Raw genomic sequence first — 14,808 nt, 5'->3', positions numbered from 1 at the left:
GTAATATCTTAATACATACTACTTATAAGCTCATCTTTCTTCTCATGAGCTATCTCAAAATCACAAGCATATAAAGAGTTTGATTTTAGAAATGAAATTGAGTCATTTATAGTTTTCATAGCATCATTTGAAAGAATAAAATATTGCATTAAACCTTCATGAATATCAACAGCAACTAATTTTAAACTATCACTTTCTTCTAAAGCTTTTAAGTGATTTTGTTCAAATGCAGTAAAAAAAGCCAAACAAGCAGGATCAGGAAACATAATATCATCACTTGCATGATACTTATGCTTTATAGTAACTAAATGACTAAAACTTTCTAAAGTGCTTTTTAAATCAATATCATTTCTGATTCTTAACATTTGATTTAAATTATCCGTTACTTTTAGTTGCCAAATCTCTTCCATACTCTCTCCTAAAATTTATTATTTTTCTAGTCTATTTATTAGCTTTTCACCAAATGCTTTTTCTATATATGGTGAGATTTGCCATTGGTTTTTAAACTCTTTGTATTCGTTTACTACTTTGCTTATATTTTTAGTGTCTTCAAAAAAAGCTCTTATCATTATATTTTTTGGAGTATGTTCCATATCTATAAACTCTAAAACTTGTGTTCTATATCCCATAATCTCTAAAACATTTGCTCTTAAACCATCAGTAAGTAATGATGCTACTTTTTCTTTGATGATTCCATACTTCATAATAGGAGCCATTTTTTCATTTTTGATTTTCTTTAACAGCTCATGTTGACAACAAGGCACTGCTAAGATAACCTTCGCACCCCATCTTACTGCTTGAGCTAATGCTTCATCTGTAGCAGTATTACAAGCATGAAGTGAAATAACCATATCAACCTCACCGTAATGCTTAAAACCTTTTATATCACCTTGCTCAAATCTTAAATCATCATAGTTTAGTTTTTTTGCTAGGTTTGAACAAAACTTGATTACATTTTCTTTTAAGTCAAGCCCTACAATCTCTACATTGTAACCCATCTTTAACACTAGATAATCATAAAGAGCAAAAGTTAAATACGCTTTTCCACAACCAAAATCAATAATTCTAATAGTTTTGTTTTTATCTAAATAAGGAATACAATCAGAAACCAACTCTAAATAACGATTTATTTGTTTAAACTTATCGTATTTTGATTTGATAACTTTACCTTCTTTTGTCATAATTCCAAGTTCTATTAAAAAGGCTGATTTTTCACCCTCATTTATAATATACTTTTTCTTTCTATTATGACTTATCTCTTCAAACTTTCTAGTGGCTTGCTTTTTGTTTATCTTAGCTTCACCTTTTTTGTTTACTAAAATATGATAATCCCAAGAGCTTGTATGAATAACAGCTTGTTTAAAATATGTTTCAATAAGCTTAGATAACTCTTCTTTTGTTTCGTCATTGTTTAAGTTTTTATGTTCTACATTTTTGTCATAAAAGTATTCAAATTGGTATTTTTCTTCATTTTGAATGATTACTTTTTTTATTGTTACTTTGTTGAAAGTTTTTTGGGCATTTTTTTGTATACCACTTAAAACTGAATATATTATCGCTTCTTCATCTACTATATTTTGTATTGATTGAGTTATGCTTTGCATATTGTATTAAACTCCTGTTACTTACTGCTTATCTATAAGACTATTTTTTCGTATAATATCTAAAGTGAGTTCATTTATATATTAATCAATGAACTCATTTTTGTTGCCTTGGATTTTTTCTATTAGTTTGTTTCTTTGTCTTTCCCACTTATCTACTGGATCTAGCTTATCCCAAACTTCTAATATCTTTTTATCTTTTGGTGAGATTTTCATGCCATAAGTCTTTTCAAAATAAAAGTATGTTCTTGCGATATTTCCTTTTATCTCATCCCTTGGCTCTACTACTCTTCTTTTGAAATCCACTTCAAAATCCACATCTTTTCCATACCATCTTCTCTCACCTTCAATTTGAGAAAATCTAAAGTTTGATCTATCAGCATTTAACTCACCAATGGCTGGAACTAAATTGTGTAAATCAGCTTGCATAAATCTATACTTTTGATTTACTTTAGTACAACACTTTCGACCTTTGTAAGATTTGCCATTTTGCTTTACACACTGTGAATCACCCTCATACCAACAAGAAAACTGTCTACCAAAGTTTTGTGCAGGTATTACATGCTCCCACTCAATTCTTCTTGCTCTTTTATTTTGCTTGCCTTTTTTTGTGTATTCATTTCTTGGTGTATAACCACATGAGCTTCTATCAATCATACTTGATTTATCTTTATAGTTGTATTTACAAGCTGCATAAAAAGTAATCTGATTACCTTTATAAACTTTCTTTAGAAGCTTTTTTGACTTACTAAAAGAATCAATAGTAGAATTTGCATACATAAATGCAAAAGATAGAATAAAAATAAAAACTAAACGCATAAACTCTCCAAACTTTTTGAAGAAGTATAACGTATAAATAATTGCTATAGATTTATAAAAATGGGAAGTTTTAAAATAAATAATATTTTAATTTGTTTTATATTTATATAGTTATTTATTAAAAATATATCTATTTATAAGTTAAGGAAATAAAGACTAAAATCAAACAACTAAATCAATTTTAGGATTAACATGAATAGTGATTATAAAAAACGAGCTTTGATAAATACAAACAATATATCATTTTTCAAATGAACAAAAAATCATTATTGATACTGAAACTTCACAATGCCTAGAAGGACAAGGCAATCTAAAAATAATGCCTCTTGATATTCAAACAACACTGGTTAAATGGCCAAAAGACGAAAGTTTTATTCCTCATAAACATTGGGGAGGTGAAGAGATATTTGTTTTAGATGGTGTATTTATGGATGAATATGGCAACTACCCAAAAGACACTTGGATAAGAAGTCCTCACTTAAGTGAGCATTTTCCCTTTGTAAAAGAAGAAACTATCATCTTTGTAAAAACTGGGCATTTATAGAAGAGTATATTTTGTGAGAAAGTATGCTTCTAAGGGCAGTTTGACCATTTAGAAATGGCAGATGTAGGAATCAAACCTCCGATCAGGTTTTAAGACCTGCAGGGCATACTTAAAGAACACCCTATATATAGGCTTTTTAAGAGTAAATAAATTTTTCAAATCCAACTTTTAACCCAACTTTTATGATAAAAAATGATAAGATTTGATAAAATTACTAATTAATTTTTTAACTTAAAACTATCATTAATTTATTACTTTTATATCCTTTATTCTTTAATAATATTTTCAAATTCACTAAAAGATTTATTTTCATAATTATCAAAATCTTCTTTTATGGTCATTGCATCTTGGTAATCTTTTTCAAGAGTATCATAGTACTGTACAATCTTATAAGGTACACCATAATCACTTGCTAACTTTCCCTTCTTTGTAAAGGCGTTATGTTCTAGCTTAGATAATAATTTATCAATACCTGCAACATCTTCTTTATTTTCATACTGTGAACGCCAAAATTTATATAAATTATTAAAAACTCCCAAGTATTTAACTAATTGATATTTCAATGTATTATAAATAAACTTTGATGATTGTTGTATAGCCTTATCTACCTCAATACCCTGATTATTAATTTTATAATCAATTAATCCCCTAAAACCATATTTTAAATATGCATTTAATAAAAAGGTTATATTGGAATATCTTCTGTTTGAGAACTCACTAAACTTAGTTCGTTTTATTAAGTTTTTCAAATCTTGATTATGAACAATTGGTAACATTTTATTTACAACTAAGTCAAATCCATCAAAATCAATTTTTAATTCTTCACCATTTAAATAAGAAATTAATCTCTTTATGCTCTTATTTTCAAAATATGTTAAATTATCAATAATGTCAAAAAGTTTGATTTTATCAGTATAACTAATTACTTTATAAGTATTTAAAATTTCAAGAGGTATTCCTCTTTCCGCAATTTTTTCAAGAATATCCACTTTATTACTTAAATTTTCATTATTTAAATATTTATCATTTGTTATAAAATAATCAATTTCATCTTTTGGTGAATTTTCATCATAATTTTTATGCTTAATACCAATATCTTCTGAATTAATAATATTAAAGAACTTTTCGTCAATAATAATTACATTGCCTTTATAATGATGCATAAATCTACCTGCTCTACCTTCAATATTTTTTGCATCAAATTTTTTCAAGCTTTTATTACCTTTTAAACTATCAAAAATAATAATATTCTTAGCAGTAGTATTTACACCCTCAGTAATGGTTGTCGTAGAGAAAAGAATTTTTATAATTCCTTTATTAAAAAGATTAATTATTTCTTTTTGTATATATTTAGGAACCAACCCATGATGTATTCCAATACCTTTTTCTAAGGCCTTTGATACAATCCAATTAGAATTAAACTTACTATTGATATGATTAATTAAATTTTTAACTTCTAATTCATATACTGAACTATTAATATGTTCATGAAGTAATATTTCCTTTGCCCTACCTTCTGCAGTCCCTGCACCTCTACAATAAATAATACAATTATCAAAGTTTTGAATGATAGGGGTTAGCACTTGCTTTAACTTTTCTTTTTTATTTAATTTTATTGAACTAGAAAATAGCTCTCTATGCTTATTAACTATTTGATAATCATTATAATCAATTAATTCAAAATCACTTTCATTTAAAAAGTTTATAAATGATGGATTGTAATTTTCATCATAAGCATTTGATACAGAGATATAAGGTCCTACTAATAACATATCTGACATATAATTTAATGCATTATATAATGCTACCCTATAAGCCGTATCTCTTTCATTTTCTTTAGCTTCCTCATTATCAATAATATATTCATTATCAATCTTATAAATTTCATCCATAAATATAAAATCAAAATCTAAATTACTCTTATCAAGAAAGGATAAAAATCTTTCAGGTGTAAATATAAAAATATTATTTTGAGCTAAGTCATCTTCTTCTATTTGACTTAATGTATGGATTTTATAATTTTCTCTAAAATACTGATAGTAATTATCAACTTTTAATTTCTCTAAATTTTCTGATAATAAAGCAATTGTTGGAAACATAAGAACAATATTTTTGTATTTCATTTTTTTAATTATTTCATATACAAGATATGTTTTTCCAAAAGAAGTACTTGCAGATAAGAATATTCTATTAAGTTGAGAAGGATTAAACTTTTGCAGTATAGTATTCTGATGTTTATGTAATTTAATCTGCTCATCAATATATAAACTACTTTCATAAAATAATGAAGCAAAAGTATTTAAGTTGAATTCATTAAAATCTTTATCAATACCTTGAAACTTTTCTAATAACAAATCATAATAGTGAGGGATACCTATTAAACTCGAAATATATTTTAAGAATTTCATATCAGAAAATGATAAATCAGAATATTTAATTAAATCAAAATAATCACATATTTGTTCAGTTAACTCAAATTCTAAAAGCTCACCATTTTTATATTTATTAATAGAACTTATGATAATAGAGGCTTCTTTGACTCTATCCATTGAATAACCTCCTTTTTGATATTTGTAGTTTCATGTAATGGTAAAAAAATAAAAAAGATTTCAAAATCTACAGTTATATCATATTTTATTTTTTCAAATTCACTATTTATTAATTTAACTGCTTTATTGATTTTTTTATCATAATCAATTTCTTTATCATCATAAACTATTAAAATAGGATACACAAGCTTCATATTAAAATTGTTAATTTCATTTATAATATTTATTGTTGGTTCTTTCATCCATTTATCAATAATTAATTTTATTTTAGAATCTTTAAATTTTTCATTTTCTTTATAATTTACCATTGCTAAAATATTAGAATTTAAATAATCATCACTAATTGCTTTTTTCAAACCTTCAATAGCACTTGTTACACCATCTTTAAAAGATTTTCTAAATTTAACTTCTCCAAACCAAAGTTCAACTCTGTCTAATGTTTCAATTAAGTGGTAAGAATCATATCCTTTTGTTTCTGACTTATTTAAAGGATCATAAAAATAACCTCTTGAAATAAGAGTATCTGTTTTATACTTTGTCATTAAAATTGAATATAATAATACTTCTCCAAAAAAGCCATATGCAATTTTAGATTTTTCACTTACTTCTTTATTATATTTTAGTTTAGTTAGTAATGCTATAGTTAATAAGGAATCATAATCATATACATTTAGTTCAAATTGATCAAAAGAGTATTCAATTATTGAGTTATAAATTATTTCAGCTAAATCATTATTATCAACAGAGATATAGCAATCATCTTTAGATGTAGTGAATATTGTTTTTTCAATATTTCTAAGAGTACAGGATAAAGAATATTGATATAGAATTGTTTTATCTATAAGTTCAATTAAATTATTTCTCATAAGTAAGACCTTATTTTAAATTAATAAGTATATTATCTTATTTTTTATTATAAAAAAATTATTAGTTTTATATTAGTTTAATATTATTTAATTTCTAACTATCTATACTATTGACTTTGATGTTTTATAAAATGTTTAGTATTAAAAACTCAGTCTGTTAGCCAACACTAACAATCGATAGCATATTGAAAAATTGGAGTATTAAGAATCTATAAACAAAAAAAACAAACCTTAAACCCACCTCTTATGATAAAAGATGATAAGAATTGATAAAGCTAAGTCTTAAAAGTAAAATATTTTTTACCATTTTATTAAGTTAAAATGAATTATATATTAGATAAAATCTCTGAATTATTTTGTAAGAAAGCATGATTTTAAGGGGAGTATAGCCATTTTAAAATGGCGAGAAGGTGTAGGAATCGAACCTACCTCTTCTTTTTCTCAAACCCCTACTTTACGGACTCCCTCAAATTAAACCCCTATATTTCCAAGCATATTTTAATGTACTTTGTAGTATAAATGTAGTATAAATTCTAATGCTACAAAGGTTTGAAAATGAAGTTAATTAAAACTGAGATGTCAGGAATTTCTTACACTGAAAATAAGAATAAGACTATTACTTATTATGGTAATTTTAGACATCCTCTTACAAAAAAACCAACAAGAAAAAAACTCTTAACTAAAGACAAACATCTTAAAAAAAATAATAGAGAAGCACTTGAAAAGTTAAATAAAATTATTGAAGAAATCAAAGAATCAAATAATTCAAATATTATATTGAATAACAATAATGAAATCAAAAATTATTTAACAATTAATGAACTTGCAGATTCACATTTTACAATCAGAAAAGAATTAGCTATTAAAAAACTAAAAGAAGATAATCCAAGTATTACGGATGAAGATTTTTTCCAACACGCAAAAGTTAAAGCTAAGATGAAAAACTTAATGAAAGATGTTTATACTTATAATAAACATATTCGGAACTCTTGTGTTGGGGATGTTGCAGTTAATAAAATTGATGTTAACTTAAAAGATGAGTTTTTACTTAATATTGATGACAGATTATCAAAAAAAAGTAAATTTAATGTATTCAGTATCGTTAAAACAGTTATTAACAAAGGAAAAGAAAGAAGTTTAATTACTGTTGATAATATCTTTGCAAACGATAAAACAATTACTAACCCTAAACGTCAAAGGTCGAGAGTTCTAAATGAAGAACAGTTATCAGAGTTATTAACAAAATGTTATGAATATACAAGCAATCCAAACGTTTATCTATCTGTTTATTTTGCAACATTAACGGGTGCAAGGTCTAATACGATTCTTAACTTAAGAGTTAAAGACATTGATATTGAAAATAGAATTATTTATTTAGACAACTTTAAAGCAAGTAGAAAATACAAACAAGTAATAGACCAAAATCAAATAGATTATATAAAAAATCAAATTCTCCCAAATTACTCTTCAAAAGACGAGTACATTTTAAGACATAATAACCCAAATAAAAGAAAACTAGAACCAATGAGTAGAATCCCCGAAAAAGTCTATGAAATCATGGATATAAATTTTAATGAAGATATTAATAAACAAGATAATATTGAAAGAGATTCAGTTCTAAATTTTCATAGCATCAGAAGAAGTGTAGCTACAAACCTTGCTAAAAACGGTACAAGTCTTTACAATGTAATGATATTCTTAAATCACTCAAATATAGAACAAACAATGAAATATTTAAATCTTACAAACAACGACCTACAAAAAGGTGTAACTACAATTATGAATAGTATTTTTAAAAGTATAGATTTAGAAAATAAATTCTTTGAGAAAGAAATGGTAGTACCTAATTATCGGGAAGAAGAAGATAAAGAGGAAATGAAAAAATTAGATGATTCAATTAGAATCAGAGAAGATGTTAAAACAGTTCTAAATGAAGAGTTTGATAAAAGAAAACTTCCAAAGAAACAGATATTCAATCCTTTCGCTAAAGAAGAAACAATTAAGTAGCATACATAAGTATATTTAATAATATATTAAGATATGTAATGCTACTATTTTTAAGTTCAATTATTTATTTTTTATAAATTCCTGAACCGCTTGACGTAAGATATAAGAATTTGTACGTTCTTCAGACTTTGCGATTTCTTTTATCTTATCAAGTTCATATTCATTTAGATAGGTTACTACTCTTTTGTCTGCTTTTTCCGCTGCACTTAAAGTTTTTGGTCTACCTAACTTTTTTTCTTCATCACTCATTGATTTACCTCATAAAATATATTTAACTAACTATTATAACATACTGTACTTTTTAAATATATTTAATACTTTATTATACTTTAGTGTGCCACTTAAGTATTTTGTGTGCTACTTAATGCTAGAATTATTATAAATTTAGTAAACAAGGAAGCAAAATATGAAACACTTTACTTTAATCGTATTAGTACTTTTATCAGGTTATGCAGTAACAGATGTTATATCAAATCTTTCAGAAAAAGACACTCCTAAGTACAAAAAAGTAGAAACAATTAAGGTAGATGAATAATGTTTGAATTACTAACAGAAGTAGCAATAATCGCAATTGATGTAACAGTAGTAAATGTAGTAGATTTAATCTTATTACCTTGTCATTTATTAACATAATTAAAAACAAAAAAAAGGATACAGACAATGAAAAAAACACTTTTAACTTTAGCACTTACAGCAAGTGCTTTATTAGCTCAAGATTGCTCTTATGCACACAATTTATCACCACATCAATATAAATCATCAGATTTAGACTGTATAGGTAAAATAACAGAAAAAGACTTTGCAAAAGCAACACCTTTACGAATAGATAATACAACTGTTTTAACTTCTTTAAAATATGATGAGAAAACTAATACAGTTATTAATAAATATACACTATTTCAAGGTATGCACGTAAGTAAGCGTGATTGGGATTTAGCAGTTAAAGAAGTATCTAAAAACACAACAGAAACTAATTGTACAAACCCAAATTCTAAACAATTATTAGATTTTGGTTTAAATGCAAAACACATCTACACAGACTATAACACGAAAAGACAATTTACAGTTCTTGTAAATAAAAACATCTGCAAGTAAAAACACTATGAAGAGATTGATAATAAAGTATTACATACGTTCAAAGAACTTTACTCTATTATCAATACTTCTATTATTGCATTACATATCACTTATAACTCTTCTATTTTTATAATATTTCTTCTATATTAAACGTAATATTGAATATCTTTCATAGAAAAGTCTACAATCTTTATAATCATTTCATTTTCATCAATTATTGAAATATCTCTTAAGTTGTTAATTCCTAAAGATTTAAAACTATCAAGTAATTCTTTTTTATTTGAAAAATCATTTGTACCAAGTTTTCTAAATCTACCATTAACATATTCCATCATATAAGAATAACTAGTATAATACTCGTTACTTACATCTTCTTCATTTTTATTAAAAATTTTACTAATTGCTACTTGTCCAAAAAAGTTTGGAATATATTCTTTCGTTATATCATTCTTATATGCGATTTGATAAGCTTCTATTTCACTTTCAAAAGTTCTTTTTACGTGAATATCTCGTTTTGAAGTTAAATCATCTTGCTTTTTATAAAAAACTTTGATAGCTTTTGTTTTATTCTCATTAACAAAAACACGACCATATGAACCATGAAAATTAGTATTTTTTATATTACAACTAAATTTTTCATTATCTAAATATAAATCATGTTCCATAAAATTAAAACAATCTTTCATTAGTAATTTTATTTATTAAAAACTCTATCATTTCAAAGGAGTATTTTGATTGTATTCCTCTTCTACTATTTTTGATAATAACCAAGTTCTCATTACCTTTTGTAGGTAAATAACAGCTTTTTTCTTTAATAACAATTCTTTCATTTAGTAAAAAACTATTAATATCTCTTGCTGTTTGAAAATGATTAATATCTCTTTTTTGCAGTTCCTTTATAACTTCTGATGCTGTTAAACCATTATTCGAACTATATAATTTTTGTATATTAGATTCTTCTTTTTCTAACTCATTTAAAAAGTCATTTTTCTTTGAACTATAAACTTTAAATGGCTTATTTAGCTTAATCAATCGTAATATATTTTCAAAGCTTCCTTTACTCTCTTCATCCCAAATCACTAAACCATAGTCACAATCTTCAGTCATTTTAATATCTTTAAACTTTTGACGTTCTCTTTCTGATTTAATTGAGTCATCATTTATATTTACTGTTTGTGTTAAGAACTCTGAAGATAAGTTATTTCTGCTTTCATAATATATTGAATATACCTTTAAATTGAAATAATTATTAATAGTACAATATTTTTGTATTTCTGTATCAATTCCATTTGCATCACCAACCAAAATCATAAAATTATTTGATATTATTTTATCAACACTTTCAGTTACAATATTGGTTAATTCTTTTATTGAAATTGAACCACTAATAAATACTTTCGTCACCTTTTTACATCCTTCGCTACTATAAAGAAATAGTTAATTTTATTAGTTATATCATAAAACTTTTTTAATGTAGTTAACATACTACATCCTAATCCCATAACATCGTCAACAATTAAATACATTCCATCTTTATTTTCAGTAATAAATTTCGAGTTATATTTATATTTTTTTTGAGAAAATTCCATTGACTCAAAATAATCCTGAATACTTTTACTATCTCCAAGTTCAGAGTCTTTTTTTATCAACTTTTTTAGTGTTATATCATAGTCTTCAGAAAGTTGTTTAGCAAGAAGATTTGATGTTTTTGTTGATGAAGGTATGTATGTTATAAAAAGCTCTTTCTCTTTTCTCTCAGCTTTTCTAATTAAAGAATTAAGATTCTTTTCAAAACGTTCTGCAAATGAATTTATATATGTCTTTCTAAGACTCTTTGGAATTTTTGGTGAAGTATAGAATTTTATTTTATGAATTTTATTTCCAATATTTGTATTATTTAGTGGGAATGTATAAAGATTTCCCCAATCACTTGTTCTTATTTCAAATTTCTTATAAAAGTCAAGAATTACACCACGTCCTATTTTTTTCCCATCATAGAAAACTTCTACATATAAAGTTTTACCCTTTCTATCTTCTTTTTTTGTATATGATAAATATGGATTTTTTGGTTTTATAGGAACATCATATTTATAGTCTATATTTATAGTAAATTTTTTAAAATCTTCATAATTCATTTTGAACCTTCGTAAATATTTTAAATATTATATCTAAGCTCAAGTTATAGTATAAAATTGAATTCTAAAAATAAACCATATAATTAAATAAAAAGGATTTTAAATGATAGAAATTGAAGAAGAAAAATTTCAAGCTATGAAAGTTATAGTTGAACTTTATCAAACTAAATATAAACCCTTAGAAAAAATTAAATTAAAGCCTAGAGATATTACTAAGCTGCGTAAAAAAATTCAAGAAAAAAAAGTAGAGGGATATACTCATTTACTTAGAATCATAACTATGTATTCACAAGAGCAAAATGAAATATTAGAACTATATGTAAATAAATTATACTTAGAATACTTAGACCCTAAAGAAGATTAAAACCAAGGGGCATATTTTCTTTCAAAAAAAGATAAATATGTCTTAGTCTGTAAAGAAATATTATTTGAGCATAGAAAAGCCCACCTAAAGACTATTACAAAGAAGCTGACCTAAAAAAGACACAACCACCCAAAAAAAGAACACCACCCGACACATTATTTTTGATTAATTAATATCGTTTGAAGATAATTAGACATTTTTTAATTGGAGAAGAATAGACGTGATTTTTGATGAGGGCAAAATCTCTGATTTTGCACGATTGGACTTGCAAAAAACGTGGTGATTGTTAGCCAATGTTAAGAAAAATGGTGAATTATAGTCAAAAGAAAGAGATTATTTAATCTTCTCGAAAAATACCTGAATCAGACCCGTAGGGCTAGTCTATCTGATTCAATGTGTCACCCACCCAAAAAAAAGCCCATAATATCGTCAAATATGAAATTAGCCCTTTTCATACCCCAAAAAAACAATACTTCAAGCAAAATTTAACATCAAAGAAATTCTGAAATTTATACTACTTAGAAATTGAAAAATAGAATCTACGAATATAATCTTTCTATATCTAAAAAATTAAAAGGAAATTGATGTTAGAAGAACTTAACTTTGATAATTACAGTTTTAAATCAATAAATATTATTAACTCTATTAATTCTAAAATCAATGACCTAGATTATAAAAGTCAAAGATTCATAGATAATTATGATGATATGAAAACAGTAATGAAAAAATCATTCATTCATAAGTCATATATTCAAAAACAATACTTCTTAAACAATATATCTCAAATGTATAACACTATGACTAATAAGCCTATTGTAGACTTCTACGATAATGAAAATGCAGTTATTGATTATCAAAGAGATTTAACTTATTCACTTGATAAAAACAATGAAATTTCATATAAAATGTCAAGTGAACTTATATCAGGTCAATTCATTAAAAATCAAAATAGAACTAAAAACTATAAAAGATTTTCTAAAGTAAGATACCTTGAACATCATAATCAAGATAAGAAAAAATTTTTCCTTACTTGGACGTTACCATCGTCATTCCACAAGTTTAAACAAAGAGAGCATTTAAACAAATCTTTTAGAAAATACGAATCAGAACAACTAGTATTAAATCCTAATTATCAATTTGATAACTTCGAAGAGGGCATTATCAAAGGTTTAGAAACTTTAAATGAAATGCACAGATATTTTTATAAAAATTTCAAAAGAAAAATACAATATAAAATCAAGAAATCAAAAAAATATTTATCTCTTAGAATAGCGAAGTTATCGAAATTAAAAGAAGAACTTAAAGAACTTAAGAAAGATAAAAAAGCTAATAAAGCTTTAATAATTAAGAACCAAAAAAAGAGAAGAAAACTTATATATTCTATCAATTACAGTAGAGATATTATCAAACATAAAAAAGAGTATTATAACTTTGATTTTATCAAAATGATAGAACCTCATAAGTCTTTAACACCCCATCAACACGCTTTATTTTGGGTTACTCCTAAATTCGAGCAAGAGCTTAAAAGAGCTAGAAAAGCTACTGTAAAAGAATTTGGACTTAATCAAAAATATCAAGATTTAGAAATAGTAACTACGGCTAAAGCTAGTACTTATATTATTAAATATCTTATGAAAGAAATCGAATTAGAAAGGGGTGAAGATGGTGTTGTTGATATTGAAGCTTCAAAGGATGATGAACACGTATTCGAAATCTATAAACAATACTTTGGAAAACACACTAAGTTTTTCACAACTTCGAACTTTAAAACAAGAGGACTTAATCAAAAAAAGATAGATATTATGTACTCATATCTAAGAGATAATAGACCTAATATCTTATCTGCTATGAAAAGAAATGAAAAAGATATTCCTATGTACTTTTTCTTTGAACTTTTATACAAAAAAGGTATTTTTAAATTCGAAGAAAGAGAAAATGAAAGTGAAGAATATACTAAGTTTCATATATTAAGACCATCTGAATTAAAAGATACTCTATTCAAGAAAGATTTAAAAATTTTTTTTAAGGATAAAAAGAATCATACTTATGTTCTTGAAAGAGAAAATAAATTCGGTGATAAGAACATTATCGAAGTTAAACAAGTATGTAATATTAATACTAAAAAGTTAAATTATGCAATAAAAGATTTAACTGTTAAGCCCTATTTTAAGGTAAATAATAGTTATATTGAAGAACAATTTAAAGAGTTTCAAGAAGAAGCTATTAATAAAGCTAATTCAAAATTATTAGAGATTTATTCTAATAAATATGATGCTAAAAAAATAGTTGATAATGAGTATGTAAACTACGATTTAGACGACTATAAAAAGATGTTAAAACATCAATATAAAGATGATTTAAATTCACTTATAGAATCAAAAGCAAAAGAATTATTAATAGAAGATATTAATAATAAAATGAACTTCTGTACATATGAAGAAAACCCATATATTGACTATTCAAAGGGTAAAATTATTACAAAAGTTTATTACAAAGACTCTTATAATCCTCAAAACAAAGATTACAAGCTAATCTATGAAGAGGGACAATATCAAAAAGAAGAAATTGATTTAGATGTATTCGTTAATGAATATGTAAATTATCATGGATTCTCAATCAATCACGATTATTACAAACGTAATCATATACATCATAGAGATAATTATGAACATCTATTTAATCAAGAGCCAACAGAAGAACAAATTCAAAATCTTAAAGATATTGAAGATGAAATATCAGATATATTTGATGAAGAATTTGAAAGAGTAGAAATAAAAAAAAGAATCAAGTTTAGAAAATATTTAAAGCTTTCTCCCGAAGCTATTAAGAGATTAGTTTCATAAAAA

General features: G+C 25.0%; 15 protein-coding genes. 6 read left to right on the top strand and 9 right to left on the bottom strand.

Annotated elements, in window-relative coordinates; all coding sequences use genetic code 11:
* Window positions 1-8: 8 nt before the first annotated feature.
* The 3 genes from ACH5BH_RS13110 to ACH5BH_RS13100 form a co-directional block, all read right to left on the bottom strand.
* On the bottom strand, window positions 9-410 hold the full coding sequence (locus tag ACH5BH_RS13110) for a DUF695 domain-containing protein (RefSeq protein ID WP_423298678.1): 402 nt from the start codon (window positions 408-410) through the stop codon (window positions 9-11).
* Between the two features lie 18 nt (window positions 411-428).
* Window positions 429-1,604 carry a class I SAM-dependent methyltransferase gene (locus ACH5BH_RS13105; RefSeq protein WP_423298677.1) on the bottom strand — a complete coding sequence of 392 codons (1,176 nt, stop codon included), beginning with the start codon at window positions 1,602-1,604 and terminating at the stop codon, window positions 429-431.
* Between the two features lie 81 nt (window positions 1,605-1,685).
* Entirely contained in the window at window positions 1,686-2,420 is a 735-nt protein-coding gene (locus ACH5BH_RS13100) for an endonuclease (RefSeq protein WP_423298676.1), read from the bottom strand.
* 226 nt (window positions 2,421-2,646) lie between these two features.
* Here ACH5BH_RS13100 and ACH5BH_RS13095 point away from each other — a divergent pair, with 226 nt between their 5' ends.
* Entirely contained in the window at window positions 2,647-2,964 is a 318-nt protein-coding gene (locus ACH5BH_RS13095) for a cupin domain-containing protein (protein WP_423298688.1), read from the top strand.
* A gap of 266 nt (window positions 2,965-3,230) precedes the next feature.
* Here the strand turns inward: ACH5BH_RS13095 and ACH5BH_RS13090 are convergent, their stop codons facing one another.
* Both ACH5BH_RS13090 and ACH5BH_RS13085 read right to left on the bottom strand, forming a co-directional pair.
* Window positions 3,231-5,513: a helicase-related protein gene (locus ACH5BH_RS13090; RefSeq protein WP_423298675.1), complete on the bottom strand. Its 2,283-nt coding sequence runs from the start codon at window positions 5,511-5,513 to the stop codon at window positions 3,231-3,233.
* On the bottom strand, window positions 5,480-6,379 hold the full coding sequence (locus tag ACH5BH_RS13085) for a HamA C-terminal domain-containing protein (protein WP_423298674.1): 900 nt from the start codon (window positions 6,377-6,379) through the stop codon (window positions 5,480-5,482). Before ACH5BH_RS13085 ends, ACH5BH_RS13090 begins: the two co-directional genes overlap by 34 nt.
* A gap of 555 nt (window positions 6,380-6,934) precedes the next feature.
* Here ACH5BH_RS13085 and ACH5BH_RS13080 point away from each other — a divergent pair.
* Window positions 6,935-8,386, top strand: coding sequence for a tyrosine-type recombinase/integrase (locus tag ACH5BH_RS13080; RefSeq protein WP_423298673.1), 1,452 nt, complete (start codon window positions 6,935-6,937; stop codon window positions 8,384-8,386).
* A gap of 60 nt (window positions 8,387-8,446) precedes the next feature.
* Here ACH5BH_RS13080 and ACH5BH_RS13075 read toward each other — a convergent pair whose 3' ends face one another.
* Window positions 8,447-8,635, bottom strand: a complete 189-nt coding sequence (locus ACH5BH_RS13075; protein ID WP_423298672.1) for a ribbon-helix-helix protein, CopG family — start codon at window positions 8,633-8,635, stop codon at window positions 8,447-8,449.
* Between the two features lie 157 nt (window positions 8,636-8,792).
* On the opposite strand from ACH5BH_RS13075, the gene ACH5BH_RS13070 reads away from it, so the two are divergent.
* Together ACH5BH_RS13070 and ACH5BH_RS13065 are read left to right on the top strand one after the other, a co-directional pair.
* A complete protein-coding gene (locus tag ACH5BH_RS13070; protein ID WP_423298671.1) occupies window positions 8,793-8,921 on the top strand; it encodes a hypothetical protein in 129 nt (42 codons plus the stop codon).
* 125 nt (window positions 8,922-9,046) lie between these two features.
* Entirely contained in the window at window positions 9,047-9,481 is a 435-nt protein-coding gene (locus ACH5BH_RS13065; protein ID WP_423298670.1) for a DUF8479 domain-containing protein, read from the top strand.
* A 128-nt stretch (window positions 9,482-9,609) separates the two neighbouring features.
* Here ACH5BH_RS13065 and ACH5BH_RS13060 read toward each other — a convergent pair whose 3' ends face one another.
* Genes ACH5BH_RS13060 through ACH5BH_RS13050 form a run of 3 tightly spaced genes read right to left on the bottom strand, consistent with a single transcriptional unit; the run spans window position 9,610 to window position 11,598 of the window.
* On the bottom strand, window positions 9,610-10,128 hold the full coding sequence (locus tag ACH5BH_RS13060) for a hypothetical protein (RefSeq protein WP_423298669.1): 519 nt from the start codon (window positions 10,126-10,128) through the stop codon (window positions 9,610-9,612).
* Window positions 10,129-10,132: 4 nt separating this feature from the next.
* Window positions 10,133-10,867, bottom strand: coding sequence for a hypothetical protein (locus ACH5BH_RS13055; protein WP_423298668.1), 735 nt, complete (start codon window positions 10,865-10,867; stop codon window positions 10,133-10,135).
* Window positions 10,864-11,598 (bottom strand): hypothetical protein, encoded by a 735-nt coding sequence (locus ACH5BH_RS13050; protein WP_423298667.1) that lies wholly within the window; start codon window positions 11,596-11,598, stop codon window positions 10,864-10,866. Before ACH5BH_RS13050 ends, ACH5BH_RS13055 begins: the two co-directional genes overlap by 4 nt.
* A gap of 103 nt (window positions 11,599-11,701) precedes the next feature.
* On the opposite strand from ACH5BH_RS13050, the gene ACH5BH_RS13045 reads away from it, so the two are divergent.
* Complete coding sequence (locus tag ACH5BH_RS13045) at window positions 11,702-11,962, top strand: hypothetical protein (protein WP_423298666.1); 261 nt, start codon at window positions 11,702-11,704, stop codon at window positions 11,960-11,962.
* A gap of 584 nt (window positions 11,963-12,546) precedes the next feature.
* Window positions 12,547-14,805 carry a hypothetical protein gene (locus tag ACH5BH_RS13040; protein ID WP_423298665.1) on the top strand — a complete coding sequence of 753 codons (2,259 nt, stop codon included), beginning with the start codon at window positions 12,547-12,549 and terminating at the stop codon, window positions 14,803-14,805.
* Window positions 14,806-14,808 lie beyond the last annotated feature (3 nt).

The sequence above is a fragment of the Arcobacter rhizosphaerae genome, assembly GCF_049472155.1.
Lineage (GTDB): Bacteria > Campylobacterota > Campylobacteria > Campylobacterales > Arcobacteraceae > Arcobacter_B.
This window is presented reverse-complemented; position numbering and strand designations above follow the sequence as displayed.

Excerpts from the sequence above, each read along its gene's own strand:
- ACH5BH_RS13110 (WP_423298678.1), bottom strand. The coding sequence starts at position 410 with ATGGAAGAGATTTGGCAACTAAAAGTAACGGATAATTTAAATCAAATG.
- ACH5BH_RS13105 (WP_423298677.1), bottom strand. The coding sequence starts at position 1,604 with ATGCAAAGCATAACTCAATCAATACAAAATATAGTAGATGAAGAAGCG.
- ACH5BH_RS13100 (WP_423298676.1), bottom strand. The coding sequence starts at position 2,420 with ATGCGTTTAGTTTTTATTTTTATTCTATCTTTTGCATTTATGTATGCA.
- ACH5BH_RS13090 (WP_423298675.1), bottom strand. The coding sequence starts at position 5,513 with ATGGATAGAGTCAAAGAAGCCTCTATTATCATAAGTTCTATTAATAAA.
- ACH5BH_RS13085 (WP_423298674.1), bottom strand. The coding sequence starts at position 6,379 with ATGAGAAATAATTTAATTGAACTTATAGATAAAACAATTCTATATCAA.
- ACH5BH_RS13080 (WP_423298673.1), top strand. The coding sequence starts at position 6,935 with ATGAAGTTAATTAAAACTGAGATGTCAGGAATTTCTTACACTGAAAAT.
- ACH5BH_RS13075 (WP_423298672.1), bottom strand. The coding sequence starts at position 8,635 with ATGAGTGATGAAGAAAAAAAGTTAGGTAGACCAAAAACTTTAAGTGCA.
- ACH5BH_RS13070 (WP_423298671.1), top strand. The coding sequence starts at position 8,793 with ATGAAACACTTTACTTTAATCGTATTAGTACTTTTATCAGGTTATGCA.
- ACH5BH_RS13065 (WP_423298670.1), top strand. The coding sequence starts at position 9,047 with ATGAAAAAAACACTTTTAACTTTAGCACTTACAGCAAGTGCTTTATTA.
- ACH5BH_RS13060 (WP_423298669.1), bottom strand. The coding sequence starts at position 10,128 with ATGGAACATGATTTATATTTAGATAATGAAAAATTTAGTTGTAATATA.
- ACH5BH_RS13050 (WP_423298667.1), bottom strand. The coding sequence starts at position 11,598 with ATGAATTATGAAGATTTTAAAAAATTTACTATAAATATAGACTATAAA.
- ACH5BH_RS13045 (WP_423298666.1), top strand. The coding sequence starts at position 11,702 with ATGATAGAAATTGAAGAAGAAAAATTTCAAGCTATGAAAGTTATAGTT.
- ACH5BH_RS13040 (WP_423298665.1), top strand. The coding sequence starts at position 12,547 with ATGTTAGAAGAACTTAACTTTGATAATTACAGTTTTAAATCAATAAAT.